The sequence below is a fragment of the Actinoplanes sp. NPDC024001 genome (genome assembly GCF_040638955.1).
GTDB lineage: Bacteria > Actinomycetota > Actinomycetes > Mycobacteriales > Micromonosporaceae > Actinoplanes.
Window position 1 is genome coordinate 13,703 of record NZ_JBEZZB010000084.1, and the last position, 23,209, is coordinate 36,911.

Genomic DNA, 23,209 nt, shown 5'->3' on the forward strand with positions numbered 1-23,209 from the left:
CGATGACCGCGTCCGTCGCGCCCGAGCCGGAGCAACCGCCGCTCGTCCTGGCCAACCAGCGCATCCGCGACACCGCGAAATGGCTGATCGCCAGCGCGGCCGGGGTCGGCGCCGCGCTGATCGCCGGCAGCCAGCTGTCCAGCATCGGCCGGCTCGACGTCGGCTGGCCCACCAGCCTCGCCACCGTCCGGCTCTGGGTGGCCGCCGCCGGCGCGCTGCTCGCCCTGGCCGCCGTGGTGTTCGCGATCGCCGCCGCGGTCCGGGTGCTGCTGCCGGTGCAGGTGCTCATCTCCGACCTGGCCGAGAACTGGGACACGCCCACCCCGCAGCTGCGCCCGGTGATCGCGTTCCTGCGACGCCGGCCCAAGTTCCTGCAGGGCACGTCGAGCCCCGGCGAGCTGATCAGCCGCCGCGCCGGCATGGTCGCCCAGCTCGGCAAACCGGGCGCCGACCCACGCCTGCGCGACCGCATCGAGTCGATGGACCGGCGCATCGAGGCGGTCGAGGACGTCGCCTCCCACGAGGCGCTCAAGGCCACCTTCGAACGCTGCCTGCGCCGCCTGCTGGTGGCGACCCTGCTCGCGGCGACCGGTGTGGTGGCGTTCGCCTGGGCCGCCAACCCACCCGCCAAGACGGTCACCGCGGACCTGCGCAACGCGAAACTGTCCGGCGCCTTCCTGCGCGACGCCGACCTGCGCAACGCCAAACTCGACGGCGCCGACCTGACCGGCGCGGACCTCACCGGCGCCGACCTGACGGGCGCGTCCCTGGTCAAGGTGACCTGGTCCCGCACCACCTGCCCGGACGGCTCCCTGAGCGAGGAGAACAACAACACCTGCCAGGGCCACCTCCAGCCCGACTGACCCGCCGCAGCCCTGAGTTCTGACCGCGCCCACCGCATCAGCCCGGCGGTCGCCGGGCGGCCGGGAGTGGGCGGGTGATCGCGCGGCTGGCACCGGGCTGTGGAGAACGCGTACGAAAAAGGGGTTATGGGAGTGCCTGGCGGCGCTGCTGGAGGTAGCGGCGTTCGGCCTGGTCGGGGGTGAAGGTGATGGCCTCGTCGTAGGCGGCTGCGGCCTCCGGGCCGCGGCCGAGCCGGTCCAGCAGGTGGGCGCGGGCGGCCTGGGCCGGCTGGAAGCGGCGGGCCGGCTCGCCGGCGGCGGCCGTGAGGTCGTCGAGCAGGGCGAGGCCGGCCTCGGGGCCGTCGGTCTCGGCGGTGACGGCGGCGAGCGCGACCGCGCCGCCGAGGGAGGGCGCGAGCTGCTGCAGCAGGCGGTGCAGGTCGAGCAGGGACGCCCAGTTCGTGGTGCCGGTCCGCGAGCGGGCGCAGTGCACCGCCTGGATGGCGGCCTCCAGCTGGTAGCGGCCCAGGCTGCCGCGGGCGTGCGCGGCCCGCAGGTGGTCGTGGGCGCGGCTGATCAGCCGCTGGTCCCAGCGGGCCGGGTCCTGCTCCGGCAGGGGTACGAAACGGCCGCCGGCGTCGATGCGGGCCCCGGCCCGCGCCGCGGACAGCTGGATCAGGGCGGCCAGGCCGTGTGCCTCCGGGTCGTCCGGGCGCAGCGTGGTGAGCAGCTCGGCCAGGTGCAGCGCCTCGCCGGACCAGTCGATGACGTAGGCGCCGTAGACGGCTTCCAGGACCGCGGTCATCCGGTCCGGCAGGTCCGCCCGGTCCGGGACGCGGAACGGGATGCGGGCCGCCTTGATCCGGCGTTTCGCCCGGACCAGGCGGGTGGCCATCGTCGAGGCCGGCATCGAGAAGGCGCGGCCGACCTGTTCGGCGGTGAACCCGAGGACGGTGTTGAGCATCAGCGGGGTGTGCACGGCCCGGTCGATCGCCGGGTTCGCGCAGACCAGCATCAGCTCCAGCCGCCGGTCCGGGATCGCGTCGACGTCCAGGTCGTCGAGGTGCGCCGGAGCGTGCTGCTCGGTGTCGAGGGCGACGGTCCGCTGCACCGAGGCGGACTTCCACCAGTCGCGCAGCCGGTTGCGGGCCACGGTCAGCAGCCAGGCGTCCGGGTTGGCCGGGACGCCCTGCTCCGGCCAGGTCCGCACGGCCCGCTCGAACGCGTCGGCCAGGGCGTCCTCCGCGGCGGCGAGGTCGTTCGTCGCCGCGGAGAGCAGGGCCAGCAGCCGCCCGTAACTGTCCCGGGCGGCCAGGGCCGCGGCGCCGGTCAGCTGGTCCATCCGCCGTCGAGGTACGAGGTGGCGACCGGCCGGACCTCGACGGTGCCCCACTGGGCGCCCGGGCACTTGCCGGCCCAGCTCACGGCCGCGTCCAGGTCCGGCACCTCCAGCAGGAAGACCCCGGCGAGGGCTTCCTTCGTCTCGGCGAACGGGCCGTCCTGCACCCGCAGCGCGCCGTCGCGGTGGGTGACCGTGGTGGTCCCCTCGGTCGGCTGGAGCACGTCCGCCGAGATCAGCACCCCGGCCTCGGAGAGCGCGCGGGCGTAGACGCCGAAGGCCCGCTGCGCCTCGGCGATCACCTCCGGGCTCAGCTCGCCGTCGCCGGGCTCCTGGTGATGCATGAGCAGTGCGTAACGCATGGTGTCGTCCTCTCGTCGCGGATGCGCTGTCTACCGCCATGACGATCGGGCCGGCGCCGAATCGTCACAGCAGTCCCCGGCGATGGGCGGCGGACACCGCGGCGGCCCGGTCGGGCACCTCCAGCTTGGCGTAGATGTGCAGCAGGTGCGTCTTGACGGTGGCCTCGCTGATGAACAGCGCCGCCGCCGTCTCCCGGTTCGTGCGGCCCTGCGCGACCAGCGCCAGCACCTCGCGTTCCCGGCTGCTCAGCTGCGCCTCGGTCAGCGGGCGGGCCGGCCGCACCCGGGACAGCAGCAGGGTGGCGACCGTCGGGGAGAGCACCGTCTCACCGCGGGCGGCGGCCCGCACCGCACGGAACAGCTCCTCGCGCGGCGCGTCCTTGAGCAGGTAGCCGATCGCGCCGGCCTCCACCGCGGGCAGCACGTCCGAGTCGGTGTCGTGGGTGGTGAGGACCAGCACCCGTACGCCCGGCAGGCGCTCCAGCAGCAACCGGATCAGGGTGCCGCCGCTCGGCTCGGGCAGGCGCAGATCGGTCAGCACCACGTCCGGCCGGACCGCCTCGACGACGGTCAGCGCCTCCAGGCCGGTGGCCGCCTCACCGGCCACCTCGAAGTCGGGCTGGGTGCCGAGCATGCCGCGCAGCCCGTCGCGGACCACCGGGTGGTCGTCGACGACCACGAGTCGCAGCGTCATCGCTCCTCCTCGATGACCGGCACCGTGACGCTGACCGCGGTGCCCGCGCCCGGCGCCGACTCGATGTCCACCGAGCCGGCGAGCGCGGCGACCCGCTGGCGCAGCGCGGTGAGCCCGAAACCGTCCGGGGTCCCGGCGAACCCGGCCCCGTCGTCGCGCACGTCCAGCACGATCACATCCTCCATGTACGACAGGGTGACATCCACCCGGCCCGCCCGGGCGTGCCGGCCGACGTTGGCCAGCGCCTCCTGGGCCGCCCGCAGCACGGTCACCTCCACCTCGGAGTGCGCCGGCAGCGGGGTGCCGGTGACGGTGAATCGGGTGTCCACGTCGTACTGCTCGCTCCAGGTGGTCACCGCCTGCCGGATCGCGTCGCCGAGCCGCGCGTCCTGCAGCGGCCCGGGCCGCAGCGCCTCGATCGACCGGCGCACCTCGGCGAGGCTGGTCCGGGCCAGGTTCCGGGCGGTCTCCACCCGGCCGCGCGCCGAGGACGGCAGCTCGCCGACCGCTTCGAGCTGGGTGACGATCCCGGTCAGCCCCTGCGCCACGGTGTCGTGGATCTCCCGCGCCAGCCGCGCCCGCTCCTCCGCCACGCCGGCCTCCCTCGCCAGCCGGGCGTTCTCGGCGAGCAGCTCCCGCCGCCGGATCGCCTCGCGCTCCATCAGCCGCACCATGGTGCCGATCAGCGCCGCGAACGGCGTCGCCACCCCGAAGGCGATCAGCAGGTCACCCGGGTCCAGGCCGCCGACGACCAGCGGCGGCACGTTGGCGGCCAGCAGGCCGAGGTACGCGTACCAGCCGGGCAGCGCCACGAAGGTGAGCACGTAACAGGCCGGGACGAACAGCTGGAACGCGTCGCTGCGCAGCAGCAGGAGCCCGGTGAGGACGAGCAGTCCCGCGTAATAGCCGGCCATCGTCCAGGCCCGGCGCTCCCACCAGTCGGGGTGGGCCAGGATGAACCACCAGTGCCAGACGACCGTCACGCCGGCCACGGCGAGCGTGACCGCGTGGGCCCGCCAACCGCCCGGCTCGGTGGCGAGCGCCACCGGGCAGGCGATCAGCAGCAACGCGTACGGCACGAGGGCCCACGCCTGGTTCCACCGGTGTTCCCGTTGCCGGCCCAGCTGTTCCTCCACCGACGTCACCCCGTCAGTGTGCCGGTCGGTAGGTGAGCCGGCGCAGCAGCGCCTCGGCCGGCCCGCGCTTCCCGGCCCGCCGCAGCAGGTCGGCGATCACGACCGAGACCAGCCAGGTGGCCAGGGCGATCGCCGCGGTCGCGGCGGTCCCGAGGGTCTCCCCCAACCCCAGCGTGTACGGGATGAACAGCGCCACGAACACCACCGACTGGAACAGGTAGAAGGTCAGCGACCGTTCGCCGGTGGCGGCCAGCGCCCGGGTCACCGGGTTGCGCCGGTCGAGGCGCAGCGCCAGCAGGCCGATCAGCGCGGCGTAGCCCAGACCGCCGGCGACCCCGGTGACCGCGTGCAGCGCGGAGATGCCCCACATCTGCAGGGTCGTCGCCGGCTCCCAGAAGTGGCCGACGGCCAGGCCCATCGGCAGCCCGCCGGCCACCGCGACGGCCAGGCCGACGACCGCCGTACGGGTCAGCAGCGGACGGTGCGCGGCCGGGTCGGCGAGGATGCCGCGGCGCGCCGCCCAGGTGCCGACCAGCACGGCGCTGCCGACACCGATGACACCGAACGGGGTCATCAGCCACTCCAGCGGGCGCAGCAGCGCCGCCCTGACCGGGTCGGCGGTCTCGAACGACCAGAAGAAGGTGCGCTCGGGGGTCGGCGGGGCCATGAAGGCGGCGCCCTGGACGAACGCCACCACGACCAGCCACAGGGCCGCGGCGATCAGCAGTCTGCGGTCGGAGACCCGGGTCAGGGAGAGCAGGATGAGGCCGGTGACGCCGTACAGGCCGAGGATGTCACCGGGGAACAGCAGCAGCACGTGCACGAAGCCGAACGCGATGAGCCACCGGCTGCGGCGCCGCAGCAGCCGCTTCGTCTCCGGTTCGGACAGCCCGGCCGCGGTCTGCCGCCGGAAGATCTGCACGATGCCGTAGGCGAACAGGGCGGCGAACATCGGGTAGGCGCGGGCGTCCACCAGGGTCACCATGAGCGTGCTGACGATCCGGTCCAGCATGCCGTGCTCGACGATGTGCTGCCGGACGCCGTACTCGCGGCCGTAGAGGTAGACCACCGAGTTGGCGAGCGCGATGAGGGCCAGCATCAGCCCGCGGGCGAGGTCGGGGGCGAGCGCCCGGTCCCCGCTGCGAACCGGCCCGGCCAGGGCGGTTGCGTCTGTGAGTGCCATGGCTTCAGCCTGTCGGCGCGCGCCGGCCCGCGAATCGACCGATCCACCGGCCCGGCGGGATCCACCGCCGCCCAGCGCGAATCCACCGATCGGTTGATGAGAGAGGCGGCCTCGACAGCTTCGCGCTGGAGCGGAGTGGGCGCACCACTCCCCTGCCCTTTCTAAGGTATATCCCACCCGGGGGCTTGCCGCAAGACCCGGGTGAGGGCGCAAAATCGCTGCTCATGGGCCCTTTGCGACACCTCGACACCAGCATGTTCGATCTTCCCGGGCGCCTCGCCGCCAAGGCGGCGCCGGCGCTGATCGCGGCCGACGAGCAGCACTTCGCGGCGATCGCCGCGAGCCTTGACGAACGGCTGGCGGAGCTGAACGAGCGCCTCGAAGCCGCGCGCCGGGCGCCGGCCGGCAAGGGGCGGCAGGCGGTGGACCGCGACGACGAGGTACGCCGGCTGACCGGGCGGCTGCGGATGCTGAGCCGGTTCGGCGTGGACCTGTGCCTGGGGCGCATCGACCGGGCGGACGGCTCCGAGCCGGTGTACATCGGCCGGCAGGGGCTCACCGACAGCAGCGGCCGCCGGCTGCTGCTCGACTGGCGCTCCCCCGCGGCCGAACCGTTCTTCGGCGCCACCCACGCCGACCCGATGGGGCTGACCAGCCGCCGCCGCTACCGGTGGAGCGGCGGCCGGATCACCGACTACTGGGACGAGGTGTTCACCGACGAGGGATTCGAGGGGCACCGGGCGGCGCTCGACGACCAGTCCGCGTTCATCGCCACCCTGGGCGGCTCCCGGTCGAACCGGATGCGCGACGTGCTCGGCACCATCCAGGCCGACCAGGACGCGATCATCCGGGCCGGGTCGCGGGGCGCGCTGGTCGTCGACGGCGGTCCGGGCACCGGCAAGACGGTCGTCGCCCTGCACCGCACCGCGTACCTGCTCTACTCCGACCCGCGGCTCGGGCACCGGCGCGGCGGGGTGCTGTTCGTCGGGCCGCACGAGCCGTACCTGGCGTACGTCAGTGATGTCCTGCCGAGCCTGGGTGAGGAGGACGTGCAGACCTGCACGCTGCGGGATCTGCTGCCGGAGGGCGCCGCGGCAGCGGCCGAGGCCGACCCGCGAGTGGCGGCGCTGAAAGCGTCGGCGGCCATGGTCGGCGCGGTCGAGGCGGCGGTCCGCTTCTACGAGGAGCCGCCGGCCAAGGGCATGACGGCCGCCACCGAGGACGGCGACGTGCGGGTGAGCGCCGGCGACTGGGCCGCGGCGTTCGAGGCGGTCGAGCCGGGCACCCCGCACAACGAGGCACGCGATCAGATCTGGGCGGAGCTGGTGGCGATCCTGGCGGAGCGGCACGAGATCAACGAGCGGGTGCTGCGCCGCAGCCGGGAACTGCGTACCGCCGTCAACCGGGCCTGGCCGCTGCTCGAAGCGCCCGACCTGGTGGGTGACCTGTGGTCCGTTCCGGCCTACCTGCGCAAGTGCGCGCCGTGGCTCAGCGCCGACGAGGTCCGCCTGCTGCAGCGCGCCGACGCCCGGGCGTGGACGGTCGCCGACCTGCCGCTGCTGGACGCGGCCCGGCAGCGGCTCGGTGACCCGGAGGCCGCCGAACGGCGCCGCCGCGACGAGGCCGCGCAGGCCGAGGGGGGCGAGCAGATGTCGCGGGTCGTCGACGATCTGATCGCGTCCGCCGTGCACGACGACGGCGAGGGCCTGATGACCATGCTGCGCCAGCAGGACCTGCGCGACGTCCTGGCCGACGGCGTCGCACCGGCCACCGGCGACGGCCCGGACCGGCTGGCCGGACCGTTCGCGCACATCGTGGTGGACGAGGCGCAGGAGCTGACCGACGCGGAATGGCAGATGCTGCTGCTGCGGTGCCCGTCGCGCAGCTTCACCATCGTCGGTGACCGCGCCCAGGCCCGGCACGGGTTCACCGAGACCTGGCAGGAACGGCTGGAACGGGTCGGCTTCGACCGGATCGGCCTGGCGTCGCTGACCATCAACTACCGCACGCCGGCCGAGGTCATGGCGGAGGCCGAGCCGGTGATCCGGGCCGCGCTGCCGGACGCCAACGTGCCCACCTCGATCCGCGCCAGCGGCGTCCCGGTCGGGCACGGTCACCTGACGGACCTGACCACGATCCTGGACGGCTGGCTCGCCGACCACGCCGAGGGGGTCGCCTGCGTCATCGGCCTGCCCGGTTTCGAGCCGCCCGCCCGGGTGCGCTCGCTGACCCCGGAACTGTCCAAGGGCCTGGAGTTCGACCTGGTCGTCCTGGTCGACCCGGAGACGTTCGGCGACGGCATCGAGGGCGCGGTCGACCGCTATGTGGCGATGACCCGGGCCACCCAGAAGCTGGTGATCCTGCGCAGCTCGTGACCCGGGTCTCAGCCGACGGGCGCCGCCTCCCGCCGCGCTTCGCGCGTCAGCGGCAGCAACGCCGCCAGCGTCAGCACGCCGGTGACGGGCATCAGGTCCAGGGTGACCAGCGGCAGCAGTACGCCGATCAGCAGGACGACCGGGCTCCACCAGGGGAGACGGCCGGCCCGGACGGCGAGGGCCGCGAGTGTCACCAGCCCGACGAAGAAGAACAGGGGGCCGAAGTCGTAGATCACCGCCTGCACACCGGGCAGCTCGGTGAAGTCGTTCTGCAGGCTCTGCAGCTCCGCCTTGTCCGCGGCCCGGAACGCCTGCACGATGTCGACCGCGAACTGCACCATCGAGGTGGCGAGCCCGAACAGCGCGGCCCCGGCCGCCACCTCCCGCCACGGGCCGGCGGGGAGCATCCGCCGCAGCCCCAGGACCACCGGCACGAACAGCACGAACCCGGCCAGGCCGAGGACGTGGGCGAGCTGCCAGTCGAACCCCGGACCGTACGCGTCGTCGAGCCGCCCGACGTAGCGGACCACCCCGTACCCGGTCATCGCGAGCGGCGCCGCGAAGAGTGCGAATCTCGTTGCCTTCGTCATATCGAGGATCCTCTTCGGGTGCCGGGACCGGCGCCTCCGGCGAAACCCCGAGAACCCCCGCAGAGACCAACCCTGATCTCTCCCGCCATTCCCCGGTACGCCCCGCCGCTGGGGTGCGAGGGAGGGCGGCCTCGGGCTGGGTGACCGGCTGCTCAAGCCCGGCGGTCGCGGATCGGCCGGGACCACCCGGCCGGTCGCGCGGGTAGCCCGGAACGGACAAGTTCAACGGGACGGGCAGAACGCGTACCGGATATGGGTCTAAGCCGGCCCCGCGGGGAGGGTGACGATCATGGCTACGCCGGGGGTGCGGGGTTCGGCGGCCGCCTGGCCGCCGTGGGCGACGGCGAGCTGGCGGACGATCCACAGGCCGAGCCCGACGCCTTCCGGGCCGCCCACGGCGAACTGGCCGAACAGGCGCGGCCGCAGCGATTCGGGGATGCCCGGCCCGTGGTCGCGCACCTCGAGGCGGTCGACGGCGCCGTCGCGGGTGAGGCGGACGATCACCGGCGGGCCGCCGTAGCGCAGCGCGTTGCCGACCAGGTTGAGCAGGATCTGCTCGAAGCGTTGCTCGTCGACGTACAGCGTCGCCTCCGGGTCGACCTCGACGCGCACGTCGGCGTCGGCGCGGACGTAGCCGAGCGCCGCCCGGATCAGCGGCAGCGCGGGCTGCGAGCGGCGGTCGAGGCGCAGGTGGCCGGAGCTGTCGATGCGCTGCATGTCCAGCAGCCCGTCGGCGAGGCGGGAGATCCGGGCGGTCTGCCGCAGCGCCGTGTCCAGGACCTTGGCGCTCATGCCGGTGGCGTCGTCACGCAGTTCCTCCAGGGCGAGCTGAACCGTGCCGAGCGGTGAGCGCACGTCGTGCGCGAGCGTGTTGACCATGGCGGAGCGCCAGCGTTCGATGCGGGCCAGGCGTTCCCGGTCCTCGCGCAGGTGGCGGGCCTGGGCTTCGATGAGCAGGCCGACCACGAGGGCGACCGGCATGAGGACGAGGGCGCTGCCGAGGACCATCGGCGGCTGACCGGTCAGGATCAGCGGCAGCAGGTAGGCGACGGTGGCCGGCGCCGCGAAGGCGAGCAGGACCCAGCGGGGGAAGTGCAGCGCCGCCCAGGCGTAGAGCAGCACCAGGAACGGGCCGGTGCCGGTGGCCACGCCGCCGAACGACCAGGTGGAGAGGCCGAGCACGGCGAACCCGGCGACGCCCAGCAGGGCGGTGGCGTTCGGCGACCAGCGCGGCCAGGGCAGGATCAGCGCGGCGAGGGCGACGGTGAGGTCGCAGGCGGCGACCAGGGCCAGCCGCTGGTAGGCGGCCGGGTCGGTGAGGATGCCGACGAACGCCAGCAGGGCGGCCACCACGAAGAGTGCGGCGGACTGCCGGGCGGCGGCTCGCGGCCCGGCTCCCAGGAGGCGAAAGGGGCCGGTTTGGTCTATTCGATGACCATATCGCTCACCGGCAGGCCGTCCAGCATGAGCCGCAGACCCAGTTCGAAGATTCGGTCGAGGTCGAGGTCGAAGCCGTCGGTGGCGAAGGTCTCCAGCAGCCGCGCGAAGACCGGGAACTGGCCGGTGGCGGCGATCGCGCCCATTGCCGGGTCCTGCCGGCGCATCCATTCCTCGTCGGAGAGGCCGGTGGCCGCCTGCGCGTGCGCCTCGCGCTCGATGTTCACGGCCAGCCCCTGCACGTAGCTGTAGAGCAGGATCTGCACGTCGAAGCCGGTGACCGGGTCGAGGCCGGCGTGGGTCAGGGCGGCGAGGATCTGCTCGCTGTGAGCGAGCAGGCCGGGCAGCGGCAGGGGCCGGGTGAGCGGGCTGAGATGGGCCAGCCAGGGGTGCCGGCGGTGCAGCGCCCAGAGCGTGCGCACCCCGGTCTCGACGCGTTCGCGCCAGCCCGCCGCGCCCGGCCCGGCGGGCTGCTCCTCGCCGAAGGCGGCGTCGGCCATCAGCACGATCAGCTCGTCCTTGCCGGCGACGTGCCGGTAGGTCGACATGGTCGCCCCGCCGAGGCGGGCGGCGATCCCGCGCATGGAGAGCGCGTCGAGGCCCTCGGCGTCAGCGATCTCGATGGCGACGCGCACGATGCGGTCCCGGGTCAGCTCCCGCTCGACGACCGGGGCGGCGGGTGCGGGCGGCGCCGGCCGCGGCTCGGCGACGACGGTGCCGACGCGCGGCTCGGCCCGGACCAGACCCTCGGTGCGCAGCGTGGCGAGCGCCTTGGTCGCGGTGGCGAGGGCGACTCCCCAGCGGATGGCGATCTGACGGGTGGACGGCACCCGGTCGCCGGGGCGCAGCTCGCCGGCCGCGATGCGGCGCCGCAGGTCGGCGACGATGCGCTGGTACGGCGGCTCGGTCACGGCTCCCCCTGTCCTAGTACAGGCACCCTATCAAGGGCTCCTGCACTAGGACAGAAATGCAGGTCAGAGGCTGTACGGGTTTGCGCGTACGCCGTACATTGAGACGCATGACAACGATCCTCATCTCCGGGGCCAGCGTCGCCGGCCCGGCCCTGGCCTACTGGCTGCACCGGCACGGATTCCACACCACGATCGTGGAGCGCGCCCCGGCCCCGCGCCGCGGCGGCCAGGCGATCGACATCCGCGGCACAGCGCTCGACGTCACCGACCGGATGGGCCTCACCGGCGAACTGCGCCGAATGAAGACCCACACCCGCGGGATGACCATGGTCGACGGCGAGGGCAACGAGCTGATGCGCTCGACCGAGCACGCGATCAGCAGCGGCCGGCTGGACAGCGACGACATCGAGGTCCTGCGCGAGGACCTCACCACGCTGCTGCACGAGCGCACCGCCGGCGACGTCGAATACGTCTTCGGCGACTCGATCACCACCCTGGACCAGGACGACCGGGGCGTGCGGGTGACCTTCGAGCGGGGCGCCCCGCGCACCTTCGACCTGGTGGTGGGCGCCGACGGGCTGCACTCGGCGGTGCGCCGGCTGGCGTTCGGGCCCGAGGAGGCGTTCGTGCGGCACCTGGGCACGTACCTCGGGGTCTACAGCATGGAGAACTTCCTCGGCCTCGAGGACTGGCAGCTCTGGTTCAACGACGGCGACCTCGGCGGCGGCATCTATCCGGTGCGGCGCAACACCGAACTTCGGGTCAACCTCGGCTTCCGGGCCGGCCCGATCGCCTACGACTACCGGGACACCGACGCCCAGCGGGCGCTGCTGACCGAGCGGTTCGCCGCGATGGGCTGGGAGGTGCCGCGGCTGCTCGACGGCATGGGGAAGGCGCCCGACTTCTACTTCGACGCGATGGCGCAGGTCCAGCTCGACTCCTGGTCGCGCGGGCGGGTGACGCTGCTCGGCGACGCCGGGTACTGCGCGTCGCCGCTCTCCGGGCAGGGCACCAGCCTGGCGCTGGTCGGCGCCTACGTGCTCGCCGCCGAGCTCTCCGCCGCCGGCGGCGAGCACGAGACCGCCTTCTCCCGGTACGAGCAGCGGATGCGCCCGTTCGTCGCGGCGAACCAGGCGCTCGCCACCGAGAATCCGGGCGGACCGGCGCCGGAGGAGTCAGTTGAGCGCGCCAAGCGGGCGATCTCCCTGGACCGCCCGCGGGAGTGACTCTCCGCCGTGGAGAAGCGGTGCTGATCAGCGCAGTGGCTGATCCGGGTCACGGCCGAGGAGCAGCAGGATCTCGGTCAGGGCGTCCGCGCCGTCCGGCACCGGCCTGGCCGGCGCGAACGGCGACTCCGGCGCGCGACGCTCGGGCCCGTCCGGCACGGCGCGGGCGATCGCCAGCACCGGCGCCAGCAGGTCGGGACCGGGCCGGTAGGGGGCCCCGATCGTGCGGGCGACGTCCCAGCCGTGCACTAGATAGTCGACCAGGTGAAACCCGATCGCCATGCGCCCGGGGACCGGGCGGCCGATCTCCGGCAGCAGGAACGGGCGGTCCAGCACACCCTCCCCCGCGAACGCGGCGAGCACGTCCTCGGCGGCAGCGGCGTAGTCATCGCCGCCGGCGGCAGCGTAATCACCGCCGTCGGCGGCAGCCGCTCCGCGGGCCGCGGCCGCGAAGACGTGATGCTGCTCGGTCATGTGCTCCAGCAGAGCGGCCAGATCCCAGCCGGCGCACGGCGTGGCCCGCCCGAGGTCAGCCTCGGTCACCCGGCTGACGAGGTCGATGGTGGCGCGCACCGCGGTCGCGTCGGCGGCGCGAAGGTCGTCGTTAATCGTAAGCATACGCCTATCATGTGCGTGGGCTTACGAATCGTCAACCCCACCGGAGGTGGTAGGAGTAACGGCGTGGAACGCACGGACGATCTCGGCGCGCTGGTCTTCCGGCTGGGACGCCGCCTGCTCGCCATGGAGCAGCCGATCCTGGCCCGGCACGACCTGTCCATGTGGGCCTACGCCGTGCTGACCGCGCTGAGCGACAGCCCGATGCGCACCCAGGCCGCTCTGGCGGCGAGCATCGGCGCCGACAAGACCCGGCTCATCCCGGTGCTGGACGAGCTGCAGCGGCGCGGCCTCATCGACCGTGAGCCCGACCCCGCCGACCGCCGGGTCCGGCTGCTCGGCGTGACCGCCGAGGGCCGCCGTGTGCACGGGTCGATCCAGGCCGAGATCCGGGCCGGCGAGGACGAGATCCTCGCGGCGGTTCCCGCCGAGGATCGAGAGGCCTTTCTGCGTACGGTCGCCGCGCTCGCACCGCGCTGAGCGTCAGCCGTCGGCACCGAGCAGGCTGAGCGTCCGCATCGCCGCCGATCGCGCTGAGCGTCAGAAATCCGCGCCGATCGCGCTGAGCGTCAGAAATCCGCGCCGATCGCGCTGAGCGTCAGAAATCCGCGCCGATCGCGCTGAGCGTCAGCCATCGGCGCCGGTCTCGCCGAGCGTCAGCGATCGCCGCCGGTCGCGCCGAGCGTCAGCGATCGCCGCCGGTCGCGCCGAGCGTCAGCGATCGGCGCCGATCAGCCGGAGGAGATGCGGGCCCGCCGGGATCGCCGCGAAACCCGTGAGCCTGTGCAGGATGAGTCCTTCGGCGCCGGCCAGCAGCGCGCTGGCAGTGTCCCGCGCGTCCGGCACTCCGAGATCCGTCAGAACAGCCGCGGCCCAGTCGGCGACCCGCCGCCGGTTGGCGTTCAGCGTTTCCAGCAGCGCCGGCTCCACGACCCCCTGCACGGAGATGACATACCGCGCGACCGTCATGGTCCGCTGGGCGCCGGCGGCGGACTCGACGAACGCCGCGAAGGCGTCCGCGAGCCCGGCCGGGCTCGACGGCCGCCCGGCCGCCACGGTCGCCTGCCACTGCTCCTCGTCGAACTGCTCCAGCCGGGCGATCGCACCGGCCACGAGTGCGGCCCGCGTGCGGAAGTAGTTGGAGGTCGAGCCGGCGGGCAGCCCGGCCGTCGCGTCGACCCGGGCGTGGCTCAGCGCGTGGATGCCGCCGGTGCCGAGCACCTCCAGCGCGGCGTCGGCGATACGCACGGCGGTGGCGGGAGGCACCGGATCAGGGTACCGGCAGCCGCCGGGTGATCTCGGCGAGCGCCTGCCCGGTGCCGTCCTCCGTGGCCAGTCGCCGGGCGATCGCGGCCGCACCCGCCCGGTAGCCGCCGGCCGACTCGATCGCACCGGCCAGCCGGTCGGCGGTCAGTCCACGGCCAGGCAGGGGCGGCGGCCCGGCGCCGAGCGCGGCGACCCGCCCGGCCCAGAACGGCTGGTCGGCGGCGAACGGCACGCACACCGCCGGCACGCCCGCACGCAGCGCGGCCGCCGTGGTCCCGGCCCCGGCGTGGTGCACCACCGCCCTCACCCGAGGGAACAGCGCCGTGTGCGGCTCGTCCCCGACCACCAGCACGTCGCGGCGGTCCGTGGCGAGGCCGGCGGCGCCTCCCTGGATCACGGCCCGGCGGCCGAGCCGGGCCAGCGCCTCGTCGACGACCCGGTCCAGACCCGGCGCGGCCAGGCTGCCGAACCCGACGAACACCGGCGGTTCGCCGTCGTCGAGGAACCGCTGGAGCCGGGGCGAGAGCTCCCCGCCCACCGGCGGCCACCAATAACCGGTCATCGGCCGGTATGCCGGCCAGTCCGCCGGCGCCGGCACCACAGCCGGGCTGAACCCGTGCAGGACCGGCCACCGCTCGGCGTCCATCCGGCGGAACGTGGCCGCCGGCCCGAGCCGCGGCAGACCCAGCTCCCGTCGCAGCGCGGCGGTCTGCCGGGCGAACGGCGCCTGGCCGAGCAGCCGCAGCGCCCGGGCCGCGGTGAGGTTGCCCCAGCCGCCCAGCGAGCGGGTGGTCAGCAACGCCGGCGGGAACGCGCGGGTGGGCTCGAGCGGCTGCAGGAACGCGCCCATGCTGGGCACACCCCGGGCCTGCGCCACGTGATAGCCGAGCCAGCCCATCGCGCCGAGCAGCAGCAGGTCCGCGTCGGCGGAGGCCGTCGCCACGGCCCGCCCGACGTCGAGCCACCGGCCGGCCAGCGCACGCGCGAACCGGGCCGAGGTCAGGGTGCGCGGATCCGCGCCGAACTCGACGGGCAGCGCCGCGAAACCCAGCCCGGCCGGCTCCACCAGTGCCCGCAGCGATCCGTGGGTCGCGATCGTGGCGCGGTGGCCGGCCTCGCGCAGCGCCTGCCCGAGAGCGACGAACGGCACGACGTCACCGCGGGTCCCGAGCGTGACGGCAACGATGTGGGCCATGCCCGCCAGGCTACTATGATTATAGTAGCCGCGACAGATCAATGGATGTGCGCGCCGCCGTTGACGTCGTAGGTCGCGCCGGTGATGTAGCCGGACTCCTCCCGGCAGAGGTAGGCGATGAGGTCCGCGACGTCGTGCACGTTGCCGGCCCGCCCGACCGGCACCCCGGCGATCACCTGCGCCTTGCGCTCGGGATCCAGCTTGCCGGCGGTGATGTCGGTGTCGACCAGACCCGGCGCGACCGCGTTGACCGTGACGCCCCGCGGGCCGACCTCGCGGGCGAGGGCCCGGGCGAAGCCCAGCTGGGCGGCCTTGGCCACGGAGTAGGCGACGCCGCCGAACACCCCGCCACCGCGCTCGGCGGAGACCGACGACAGGAACACCACCCGGCCGAACCCGCGGTCGGCCATCGCCGGCACGACGCGGCGGGTGATCTGGTACGCCCCGCGCACGTTGACCGCGAAGATCCGGTCCCACTCCTCCCCGGCGACCTCGAGGAACGGCACGGGTGAGGTGATGCCGGCGTTGTTGACCAGCGCACCAGCCGGCGGCATCGAGCCCGCCAGCGCCTCCAGGACCTGCTCCACCGACCGCTCGCCGGTGACGTCGCAGGCCAGCCCGGCGACCTGCACCGCGTCCCGGTCGGCGATCTCGGTGGCCGCGTCCTTTGGTGGTGACCTGCGAGAACCACACCGTCCGCGGGGGCCTCGGCGAGGCCGTCGCGGCCACCCTGGCCTTCGCCGGGAAGGCGCGACCGGTCCTGCCGATCGCCCTCCCCGACGAGTTCCTCGCGGCCGGCGCGCTGCCGACCCTGCACGACCGCTACGGCCTCTCCACCGACGCGGTGGTCAGCCGCGTCCGAGCCGCTTGCTGACCGGCCGCGCCGGGGACCGCGTCACCGGGCCGGGGCGCTGAACGGCGCCACGGTCACCCGGTCGATCAGCGGCGCGAACTTCGAGCGCAGCAGCACGTCCGGCCAGGTTTCCGACGCATAGCTGGTGCCGTCGAAGTTGGGCAGTTCCGCCGACGAGAACTCGACCGTGTTCACCCCCTTCCGCAGGCTCACCGGCACGGTCAGCTCCCAGAAGTTGTTGTCGTGGAAGCTGTGCGGGAACAGCACCCGCCGGCCGGCCCCGCCGTTCACCGACAGGTCGGCGTGCCGGGCCAGCGGGTCCGGGTTGTAGTGGGTCGCCACCGCCTGCTCCGGGTTCGAGTACCGGATCCGCAGCGCGTGAACCCCCGCCCGGGCCGCGTTCACCGTGAAGGTGAGCGTGTTGCCGTTGCCCGGCGCACCACCCACCCCGGTAACCGCCTTGCCCCCGCCGGCCAGCGACTTCGCGGCGACCGCCGCGGTGCCGGCGAGGGCCGCGGACTCCGCCTCCAGCACCGTCTCCGGCAGCGCCCGGCCGGCCTGCCGGACGTCCAGCCGGTCGATCACGGTCCGCCGGGCCGTGCCGGTGACGACCACCTTGTTGACGCCACCCGACAGCGACACCGCCGTCTTCCTCCCGTTGCCGACCCGGATGCCGTTGACGGTGGTCTCCACCGAACCCGACGTGACGGCGAGGTCCAGGGTCGACGAGGCGTCGGCCGGCGAGTAGACCCAGAAGGTCGCCGTGCCACCGCGGGACAGTTCGGCGCCCCGGCGGTCGCCGTAGACCGGGCGGCCACCCTTCAGGTCGGCGAACTCCGCCTCGTACGCCGAGATCGCTGCGGCCGGGCCGGGCAGTGCCAGGGTGAGGCGATCGATGATCGCGTCACCCTGGGTGACGCGCGTGCCGTCGAGGCTGCGCGCGGCCAGCGAGATGGTGTGCTCCCCCGCGGTGAGCCGCACCCTGGTGTCGGTGTGGTCCCAGACCACCCACTTGTAGCCGAGCGGCAGGAAGATCTCCTGTTCCGCGCCACCGTCGACGCGCAGGAACACGTTGGTCGGCCCCTGCTCCTTGACCAGGTCGAAGGTGTTCAGCGAGTTCGCGAAGACGCTCAGGTCATAGGTGCCGTCCCGGGGCACGGTCACCGTGAAGTCGAGCACCCCGTCGCTGCCGGTGCGCAGCCCGCCGACGTTGAAGCCGCCGGAGGTGTAGAACTTCGAGACGTCGGCCGGCGAGCCCTCCGGCCCGTTCCTGCTGTAACCGCCACCGGTGTAGGTCGCGTCCTCGGCTTCGAAGGATCCCTGCCAGACGGTGGGCGCGGCCGCAGGCCGGTCACGGTGGCCTGTGGGACTCACGACGATCTCGTACGCGGAGGACTCCGCCAACTGGTCGAACTCCACGGCGACCTCGCCGTTCACCACGCGCAGATCCCTCTCGGCGATCAGCTTCGGCTGGGCCGAGTCGCCGATCTGCCCGGTCCACGGGATCTCCCGGATCGTGGCGCGCACGCCGCGCCCGAAGTCCTTCGGCACGTCGGTGAACCGGATGTACCCCTTGCCGGCCGACCCGCCGAAGATGGCACGCGCCTGCTTCTTCGCCCGGTCCAGGGTGGCGACGCCCTGCATCGTGTAGTTCTGCCCCGGGTACGGCGGGGTGACCCGCACGGTGTCACCGGTCATGCTGCCGTAGGCGTTGTACAGCCACCACTGCCCGTTGCCGCGGTTGGCCTGCACCGCCGAGTCGGACAGGTTGCCGTCGATGTTCCAGTACGCGATGTCCGCGTCGACCTTGGACTCCTCGATCGCCGAGATCCACTGGATCATCTGACCGGGGACGCTGGTGTGGTAGTTGAAGGCGTACTCGTTGATGTTGATCGGCAGGTGCTTGCCGGGCAGCACCTCGGCCTCCCAGGCGCGGTACTTCGCGACGCTGTCACGGACCGCCTCCGGGTGGCTCAGCTCGTGCCAGGTGATCACGTCGGGCACCGTCCCGGCCGCCTTCGTGTGCTCCAGGAAGCCCTTGACCTGCTCGAACAGGATGCTGGTGTTGGGGCCGGCGATCCGCGCGCCCGGCATCCTGTCCTTGATCAGCCGGTAGAAGTCGTCCCACGCGGCGAAGTAGTCGTCCGGGTCGCTGAGCCAGCTGACCCGGTTGTAGCTCCACTCGCCGGTGCCGAACATGTTGCCCTCGGGCTCGTTGAACGGCACGAAGACGATGTTGTCCTGGTATTTCTCGTCGAGCTGGAGCACCTGGCCGACCTGCTTGACGATCTTCTCGCGGTAGGTCGCCAGCTTCTCCTGCGGCGTGCTGCCCGGCCACTGGTAGGGGAAGCCGCGGTGGATGTCGGTCATGTAGATGTAGACGTCGCCGTCGGTGCTGTCGGCCAGCGGCTTGACCACTTCGAGGGCGTCGGCGCCGGGATGCTGGGGGCCGTCCTGCGCCTTGGTCGAGACGGTACGCAGGCGCATGCCCTCGATCAGGTTGTTGGTGGGGACGCCGTCGCCGTAGAGCCCGTAGAGGGTGCCGGAGGCTCCGCCGTGGAAGGCGCCGGTGGTCGTGCCGAGGTCGACGGTCAGCTCACCCTCGCGGATCACCGTCACCGTGGCCGTCACCGCCCGGCCGGCTGCCGTACCGGTGACGGCGAACGTGCCGCGCTGCGCGTACTGCGACGGGTCGATCGCCGCCCAGGTGATCGGGACGTCCCGGTCGTACCCGTCGGTGAACCTCGCCCGCACCGAGGCCGGCAGCGCCGGGGCGGTGCCGATGGTGGTCCGCACCTGGAACGCGGTGCCGGTCAGCTCGGTGACCGTGGGCGGGGCCGCGCCGAACTCGGCGGCGACCTGCTCGGCGGCGAGCGCCGCACCGTAGACCCGGAAGTCGTCGACCGCCCCGTCGAACAGCGGGTCCGGGTAGAACGACTTGCCGATGAACCCGGCCGAGGTGGTGTTCGCGTCGAGCAGGTCGGCGGCGGTCACGGTGGTCTTCGCCTCGGCGACCGCCGCGCCGTCGAGGTAGGTGACGAGGCGGCCGCCGCCGAGCGTCACGGTGAGGGTCCTCCAGGCGTTCGCCGGCAGCGCCGCCGAGCCGGTCACCTGCGCTTCCGCGCCGGCGAAGTCCTTGGTCACCGCGGTACGCAGGCGCCCGTCGCCGTTGTACGGGGTGGTGAACAGGTAGCGGCCGGTGTCCTTGCCCAGCGCGTAGATCCACTGCCAGGGCGCGGTGGTGCCGTCCCAGCGGACCCGGGTGGAGACGGTGATCTCGGTGCGGCCTTCCAGCACCGTCCGGGGAATCCGGATGTGGGCGCCGTTCGAGGTGGGACCGCCGCCGGGCAGCTGGATGGCGTGGCCGCCGCGGGCGCCGTCGACGAGCGTCGCGGTGGCGCCGTTGACGAGCGTGCCGTCCAGCCCGTTGCCGGAGCTGTCGGTGACGACGCCGCTGGTGAGGTCGCCGGCGTCGAACTCGTAGGCGACCACCGGCGCCGGGACGTCGGCGGCGGCCCGTGCCGGCAGGGCGGGAAGCACGGCCAGCAGCCCGGCTGCGACGGCGGCGAACAGCAGTGGGGGCGGATGTTTCCGAGGACTCATGCGTCTCTCCAACGCTGATGTGAGCGTTCACAACGATCGGCGGAGTGCGGCATGCAAAGGATGGCCTGCTTGCCTGGCGCGCAAGGACGTGCGCACCGGCGGGATCTCGCCGCGCCGCCGCGGGGTGGGGTTTCGGGTAGGTTACGGACCCCCAACCACACCCGTCAATGCCCGGTAGGAAAACGTTTGCCTCCCCAGCGTGGGCTGTGGGGCGCGCAGCGCGCCCCACAGTTCACACGGCGGTGGAGGCTCGGGGGACGAGACGGCAGGGGCGGGCGCGCGGCCCCTGCACCGGATCGCCGTTGATCTTGGCGAGGAGCAGTTCGGCGGCGCTGCGCCCGATCCCCTCCAGATCCATGTCGACGCTGGTCAGCGCGGGCCGGCAGCCGTCGACCATGACGTCCCAGTTGTCGAAGCCGACCAGCGCGATGTCCCCCGGGATGTCCCTGCCGGCGTCCCGCAGCGCCTCCGCCAGCCCGCGGGCGATCTGGTCGCTGCCGCAGAACACCGCGTCGACGTCGGCGCCCGAGTTGAGCAGCATGCGCGCCGCCTGCCGCCCCCAGGCCTCGCTCCACTCCCCGTAGAGCGTCGGCACCACCGGCCGCAGCCCCTCGGCCGCCAGCGTCTCCACAGCTCCCGAGGCCCGGACCGTCGCCGAGTGGTGATGCTCGGGCCCGGTCACGTGGGCGATCCGCCGCCGCCCGACCGCGAGCAGATGCTGGATCGCGCGCCGCGCCCCGTCAGCCTCGTCCGGCACGACCGAGCAGTCCTGCGGGTCGGCCGAGCTGATGAACGCGTACACCACCGGGACCGGCAGCCCGACTCCGATCGGCGCCCGCGCCTGGGTCCGGCGCCCGGTCACTATGATCCCGTCGACCTTGCGGCTGAGCAGCGTACGCAGGTAGTACTGCTCCCGGATCGGGTCGTCGCGGGCGTCGCAGAGGAAGACCGACATCTGTCCCGCGCCGAGGGCGTCCTCGGCGCCGATGAGCAGCGGGATGCTGAACCGGCCGATGCTGTCGGTGGTGATCATGCCGACCGTGTAGGTGCGCCCGGTCTGCAGGCTGCGCGCCGCCGCGTTGGCGACGAACCCGAGCTGCTCGGCTGCTTGCTGCACGCGCAGCCGGGTCTCCGGCCGCAACGCACCCCGGCCGTTGAGCGCCTTGGACGCCGTTCCGGTGGAGACCCCCGCGAGCGCGGCCACCTGGCTGATGGTGACGGCGCGATCCATCGTGCTCAGCGTTTCCTCCCGAGTTTCCGAGCAACCTTCCGGTCACCCGCTTCATCGAACGGTAACTCGCTCTTGACATGCGAGCAAGCGGCTACCTAGCTTCTAGGCAATCGATTTCCTTGGCATCCCAACCAGTGTGCGAGGACCCATATGACATCCCTGCGCGTTCGCGCTGCGGCTGCGTTCACCATCGCCGCCTGTCTCCTGGCGGGCTGCTCCAACTCCTCCGACTCCGGTTCCGGCGACGGCGGCTCGGAAGCCGGCGGCACCTACACGATCTGGGACCCGTACCCGCAGTTCGACGCCACGTCGGACTGGGTGAAGCTGCTGACCAAGTGCGGCACCGACGCCGGCGTCACGGTCGAGCGCACCGGGTACGACACCACCGACCTCACCAACAAGGCGCTGCTCGCCGCCCAGCAGGACAACTCCCCCGACGTGCTGATCGTCGACAACCCGGTGGTGTCGACGCTCGCCGACGCCGGGGTGCTGACCACCACGGACGAGCTGAAGGTCGACACCTCCGCGGTGGAGCCGAACCTTCTCGCCGCCGGTCAGATCGGCGGCAAGACCTACGGCATCCCGATCGGCGCCAACACGCTTGCCTTGTACTACAACAAGGCCGTCCTCGACAAGGCCGGTGTCGACCCGGCGTCCATCAAGGACTGGGCCGGCCTCACCGCCGCCCTGGAGAAGGTGAAGGCCACCGGCAAGAAGGGCATCACGTTCTCGGCGATCGGCACCGAGGAGGGCAGCTTCCAGTTCCTGCCGTGGTTCTGGGGCTCCGGTGCCGACCTGACCCAGCTCGACTCGCCGCAGGGCGTGGCCGCGCTGGCCCTGTGGACCGACTGGCTGAAGAAGGGCTACGCGCCGAACTCGGTGCTCAACAACACCCAGACCACCAGCTGGCAGGAGTTCGCCACCGGTGACTTCGCGTTCAGTGAGAACGGCACCTGGCAGCTCGCCAACGCCAAGAAGACCGGCTTCGAGTACGGCATCATCCCGATCCCGTCGCAGGCCGGCGGCACCGCTCCCGCCCCGACCGGCGGCGAGTTCGTCACCGCACCGGTCCAGTCCACGACCGACCGGTACGCGGTCACCGAGAAGTTGATCTCCTGCCTGAGCAGCAGCGACAACGCCTACACCACGGACACGACACTGTCCTACATCGCGGCGACCGAGGCCGTGCAGCAGAAGCAGGTCACCGAGAACGCCGAGCTGAAGGTCTGGGTCGACGCGGTCAAGGCCGCCAAGGGCCGCACCAGTGACGACCTCGGCACCAAGTACCCGAAGATCTCGCAGCCGATGTGGACCGCGTTCCAGGCGGCGCTCAGCGGATCGAAGTCCCCGCAGCAGGCGCTCACCGACGCCCAGACGACGGCAGCCGCGGCTACCAAGTGACCACGCACGCCGACACCCTCGTCCGGACCCGGGAAGGCAGCACCCGGGTCCGGCGGTCCCGAGTTCACTGGACCGCCTGGGCGTTCCTCGCCCCGGTCGTGGTCTACCTGGCCGCCTTCTACGCCTACCCGCTCTACCGCAACCTGGACCTGAGCCTGCGGCACTACACGGTGCGCAGCTTCGTGCAGGGCGACGCCCCGTTCAGCGGCCTGGACAACTACCGGACGGTGTTCGACGACCCGGCGTTCGGGCCGGCGCTGCTGCACACGCTGGTCTTCACCTTCGTGTCGATCGCGTTCCAGTTCGCCATCGGGCTGGCCCTGGCGGTGTTCTTCGCCCAGAACTTCCGGTTGTCCGCCACGTTGCGCGCGCTGTTCCTCGTACCGTGGCTGTTGCCGTTGATCGTGAGCGCGTCGACCTGGAGCTGGATGCTCAACAGCGACTCCGGCATCGTCAACCACGCCCTGGGCCTGTTCGGCGTCGACCCGGTGAACTGGCTGACCTCGCCGGACTGGGCGCTGACCAGCGTGATCATCGCGAACATCTGGATCGGCATCCCGTTCAACCTGGTGGTGCTCTACAGCGGACTGCAGGCCATCCCGAAAGACGTCTACGAGGCCGCCGCAATCGACGGCGCATCACCCTGGCAACGCTTCTGGCGGGTCACCTTCCCGCTGCTGCGGCCGGTCTCCGCGATCACCCTGCTGCTCGGGCTGGTCTACACGCTGAAGGTCTTCGACATCATCTGGATCATGACCAAGGGCGGCCCCACCGACGCGTCGACCACCTTCGCCACCTGGTCCTACCGGCTCAGCTTCGGCAACCTGCTGCCCGAATTCGGGCCCGGCGCCGCGGTCGGCAACCTGCTGATCATCATGGCCCTGGTCTTCGGCCTGCTCTACATCCGGTTCCAGAGGAGGCAGGCGTGAAGCAGCATGCCAAGACCGGGC

Annotated in this window: 20 protein-coding genes and 1 pseudogene; 7 read left to right on the forward strand and 14 right to left on the reverse strand. The window is 72.8% G+C overall.

The window, feature by feature from the left end:
• Positions 1 to 2: 2 nt before the first annotated feature.
• Entirely contained in the window at positions 3 to 863 is an 861-nt protein-coding gene (locus tag AB0F81_RS29075; RefSeq protein ID WP_360202290.1) for a pentapeptide repeat-containing protein, read from the forward strand.
• 124 nt (positions 864 to 987) lie between these two features.
• On the opposite strand, the gene AB0F81_RS29080 is transcribed toward AB0F81_RS29075, so the two are convergent.
• The 5 genes from AB0F81_RS29080 to AB0F81_RS29100 form a co-directional block, all read right to left on the reverse strand.
• Positions 988 to 2,184, reverse strand: coding sequence for a DUF6596 domain-containing protein (locus AB0F81_RS29080; protein WP_360202291.1), 1,197 nt, complete (start codon positions 2,182 to 2,184; stop codon positions 988 to 990).
• Entirely contained in the window at positions 2,172 to 2,543 is a 372-nt protein-coding gene (locus tag AB0F81_RS29085; protein WP_360202293.1) for a YciI family protein, read from the reverse strand. Before AB0F81_RS29085 ends, AB0F81_RS29080 begins: the two co-directional genes overlap by 13 nt.
• Before the next feature lie 64 nt (positions 2,544 to 2,607).
• Positions 2,608 to 3,237, reverse strand: a complete 630-nt coding sequence (locus tag AB0F81_RS29090) for a response regulator transcription factor (RefSeq protein WP_360202295.1) — start codon at positions 3,235 to 3,237, stop codon at positions 2,608 to 2,610.
• The gene (locus AB0F81_RS29095) at positions 3,234 to 4,382 is read right to left on the reverse strand and encodes a sensor histidine kinase (RefSeq protein ID WP_360202297.1); all 1,149 of its coding nucleotides are present in this window, start codon (positions 4,380 to 4,382) and stop codon (positions 3,234 to 3,236) included. Before AB0F81_RS29095 ends, AB0F81_RS29090 begins: the two co-directional genes overlap by 4 nt.
• Positions 4,383 to 4,386: 4 nt before the next feature.
• On the reverse strand, positions 4,387 to 5,556 hold the full coding sequence (locus AB0F81_RS29100) for a DUF418 domain-containing protein (protein WP_360202299.1): 1,170 nt from the start codon (positions 5,554 to 5,556) through the stop codon (positions 4,387 to 4,389).
• Positions 5,557 to 5,780: 224 nt separating this feature from the next.
• On the opposite strand from AB0F81_RS29100, the gene helR reads away from it, so the two are divergent.
• Positions 5,781 to 7,931, forward strand: coding sequence for an RNA polymerase recycling motor ATPase HelR (gene helR / locus AB0F81_RS29105; RefSeq protein ID WP_360202300.1), 2,151 nt, complete (start codon positions 5,781 to 5,783; stop codon positions 7,929 to 7,931).
• Between the two features lie 8 nt (positions 7,932 to 7,939).
• On the opposite strand, the gene AB0F81_RS29110 is transcribed toward helR, so the two are convergent.
• The 3 genes from AB0F81_RS29110 to AB0F81_RS29120 form a co-directional block, all read right to left on the reverse strand.
• Positions 7,940 to 8,521: a DUF4386 family protein gene (locus AB0F81_RS29110; RefSeq protein ID WP_360202302.1), complete on the reverse strand. Its 582-nt coding sequence runs from the start codon at positions 8,519 to 8,521 to the stop codon at positions 7,940 to 7,942.
• A gap of 258 nt (positions 8,522 to 8,779) precedes the next feature.
• Positions 8,780 to 9,871 carry a HAMP domain-containing sensor histidine kinase gene (locus AB0F81_RS29115; protein ID WP_360202303.1) on the reverse strand — a complete coding sequence of 364 codons (1,092 nt, stop codon included), beginning with the start codon at positions 9,869 to 9,871 and terminating at the stop codon, positions 8,780 to 8,782.
• Between the two features lie 74 nt (positions 9,872 to 9,945).
• Positions 9,946 to 10,869, reverse strand: coding sequence for a TetR/AcrR family transcriptional regulator C-terminal domain-containing protein (locus AB0F81_RS29120; protein WP_360202305.1), 924 nt, complete (start codon positions 10,867 to 10,869; stop codon positions 9,946 to 9,948).
• Between the two features lie 107 nt (positions 10,870 to 10,976).
• Between AB0F81_RS29120 and AB0F81_RS29125 the strand changes: the two genes are divergently transcribed.
• Positions 10,977 to 12,095, forward strand: a complete 1,119-nt coding sequence (locus AB0F81_RS29125; protein WP_360202307.1) for an FAD-dependent monooxygenase — start codon at positions 10,977 to 10,979, stop codon at positions 12,093 to 12,095.
• A 27-nt stretch (positions 12,096 to 12,122) separates the two neighbouring features.
• Here the strand turns inward: AB0F81_RS29125 and AB0F81_RS29130 are convergent, their stop codons facing one another.
• A complete protein-coding gene (locus tag AB0F81_RS29130; RefSeq protein WP_360202308.1) occupies positions 12,123 to 12,713 on the reverse strand; it encodes a TIGR03086 family metal-binding protein in 591 nt (196 codons plus the stop codon).
• A 63-nt stretch (positions 12,714 to 12,776) separates the two neighbouring features.
• Between AB0F81_RS29130 and AB0F81_RS29135 the strand changes: the two genes are divergently transcribed.
• Positions 12,777 to 13,190 carry a MarR family transcriptional regulator gene (locus tag AB0F81_RS29135; protein WP_360202310.1) on the forward strand — a complete coding sequence of 138 codons (414 nt, stop codon included), beginning with the start codon at positions 12,777 to 12,779 and terminating at the stop codon, positions 13,188 to 13,190.
• A gap of 234 nt (positions 13,191 to 13,424) precedes the next feature.
• On the opposite strand, the gene AB0F81_RS29140 is transcribed toward AB0F81_RS29135, so the two are convergent.
• The 3 genes and pseudogenes from AB0F81_RS29140 to AB0F81_RS29150 all read right to left on the reverse strand — a co-directional run.
• Complete coding sequence (locus tag AB0F81_RS29140; RefSeq protein ID WP_360202311.1) at positions 13,425 to 13,976, reverse strand: TetR/AcrR family transcriptional regulator; 552 nt, start codon at positions 13,974 to 13,976, stop codon at positions 13,425 to 13,427.
• A 4-nt stretch (positions 13,977 to 13,980) separates the two neighbouring features.
• On the reverse strand, positions 13,981 to 15,171 hold the full coding sequence (locus tag AB0F81_RS29145; protein WP_360202313.1) for a glycosyltransferase: 1,191 nt from the start codon (positions 15,169 to 15,171) through the stop codon (positions 13,981 to 13,983).
• A gap of 38 nt (positions 15,172 to 15,209) precedes the next feature.
• A pseudogene (locus AB0F81_RS29150) lies at positions 15,210 to 15,827 on the reverse strand (SDR family NAD(P)-dependent oxidoreductase); the annotation flags it as partial.
• 17 nt (positions 15,828 to 15,844) lie between these two features.
• Between AB0F81_RS29150 and AB0F81_RS29155 the strand changes: the two are divergent.
• Positions 15,845 to 16,045 carry a transketolase C-terminal domain-containing protein gene (locus AB0F81_RS29155; protein WP_360202315.1) on the forward strand — a complete coding sequence of 67 codons (201 nt, stop codon included), beginning with the start codon at positions 15,845 to 15,847 and terminating at the stop codon, positions 16,043 to 16,045.
• Positions 16,046 to 16,066: 21 nt separating this feature from the next.
• Here the strand turns inward: AB0F81_RS29155 and AB0F81_RS29160 are convergent, their stop codons facing one another.
• Both AB0F81_RS29160 and AB0F81_RS29165 read right to left on the reverse strand, forming a co-directional pair.
• Positions 16,067 to 19,627 carry a LamG-like jellyroll fold domain-containing protein gene (locus tag AB0F81_RS29160; protein WP_360202316.1) on the reverse strand — a complete coding sequence of 1,187 codons (3,561 nt, stop codon included), beginning with the start codon at positions 19,625 to 19,627 and terminating at the stop codon, positions 16,067 to 16,069.
• 232 nt (positions 19,628 to 19,859) lie between these two features.
• A complete protein-coding gene (locus AB0F81_RS29165; RefSeq protein ID WP_360202318.1) occupies positions 19,860 to 20,858 on the reverse strand; it encodes a LacI family DNA-binding transcriptional regulator in 999 nt (332 codons plus the stop codon).
• Positions 20,859 to 21,008: 150 nt separating this feature from the next.
• Between AB0F81_RS29165 and AB0F81_RS29170 the strand changes: the two genes are divergently transcribed.
• Together AB0F81_RS29170 and AB0F81_RS29175 are read left to right on the forward strand one after the other, a co-directional pair.
• A complete protein-coding gene (locus AB0F81_RS29170) occupies positions 21,009 to 22,259 on the forward strand; it encodes an extracellular solute-binding protein (protein WP_360202320.1) in 1,251 nt (416 codons plus the stop codon).
• A 98-nt stretch (positions 22,260 to 22,357) separates the two neighbouring features.
• A complete protein-coding gene (locus AB0F81_RS29175; protein ID WP_360202333.1) occupies positions 22,358 to 23,188 on the forward strand; it encodes a sugar ABC transporter permease in 831 nt (276 codons plus the stop codon).
• Positions 23,189 to 23,209 lie beyond the last annotated feature (21 nt).

What these genes read in the sequence shown, in the direction of transcription:
- AB0F81_RS29110 (WP_360202302.1), bottom strand. Translation starts at nt 8,521, where the DNA reads ATGACGAAGGCAACGAGATTCGCACTCTTCGCGGCGCCGCTCGCGATG.
- AB0F81_RS29080 (WP_360202291.1), bottom strand. Translation starts at nt 2,184, where the DNA reads ATGGACCAGCTGACCGGCGCCGCGGCCCTGGCCGCCCGGGACAGTTAC.
- helR (WP_360202300.1), top strand. Translation starts at nt 5,781, where the DNA reads ATGGGCCCTTTGCGACACCTCGACACCAGCATGTTCGATCTTCCCGGG.
- AB0F81_RS29085 (WP_360202293.1), bottom strand. Translation starts at nt 2,543, where the DNA reads ATGCGTTACGCACTGCTCATGCATCACCAGGAGCCCGGCGACGGCGAG.
- AB0F81_RS29145 (WP_360202313.1), bottom strand. Translation starts at nt 15,171, where the DNA reads ATGGCCCACATCGTTGCCGTCACGCTCGGGACCCGCGGTGACGTCGTG.
- AB0F81_RS29100 (WP_360202299.1), bottom strand. Translation starts at nt 5,556, where the DNA reads ATGGCACTCACAGACGCAACCGCCCTGGCCGGGCCGGTTCGCAGCGGG.
- AB0F81_RS29165 (WP_360202318.1), bottom strand. Translation starts at nt 20,858, where the DNA reads ATGGATCGCGCCGTCACCATCAGCCAGGTGGCCGCGCTCGCGGGGGTC.
- AB0F81_RS29170 (WP_360202320.1), top strand. Translation starts at nt 21,009, where the DNA reads ATGACATCCCTGCGCGTTCGCGCTGCGGCTGCGTTCACCATCGCCGCC.
- AB0F81_RS29090 (WP_360202295.1), bottom strand. Translation starts at nt 3,237, where the DNA reads ATGACGCTGCGACTCGTGGTCGTCGACGACCACCCGGTGGTCCGCGAC.
- AB0F81_RS29075 (WP_360202290.1), top strand. Translation starts at nt 3, where the DNA reads ATGACCGCGTCCGTCGCGCCCGAGCCGGAGCAACCGCCGCTCGTCCTG.
- AB0F81_RS29160 (WP_360202316.1), bottom strand. Translation starts at nt 19,627, where the DNA reads ATGAGTCCTCGGAAACATCCGCCCCCACTGCTGTTCGCCGCCGTCGCA.
- AB0F81_RS29130 (WP_360202308.1), bottom strand. Translation starts at nt 12,713, where the DNA reads ATGCTTACGATTAACGACGACCTTCGCGCCGCCGACGCGACCGCGGTG.
- AB0F81_RS29125 (WP_360202307.1), top strand. Translation starts at nt 10,977, where the DNA reads ATGACAACGATCCTCATCTCCGGGGCCAGCGTCGCCGGCCCGGCCCTG.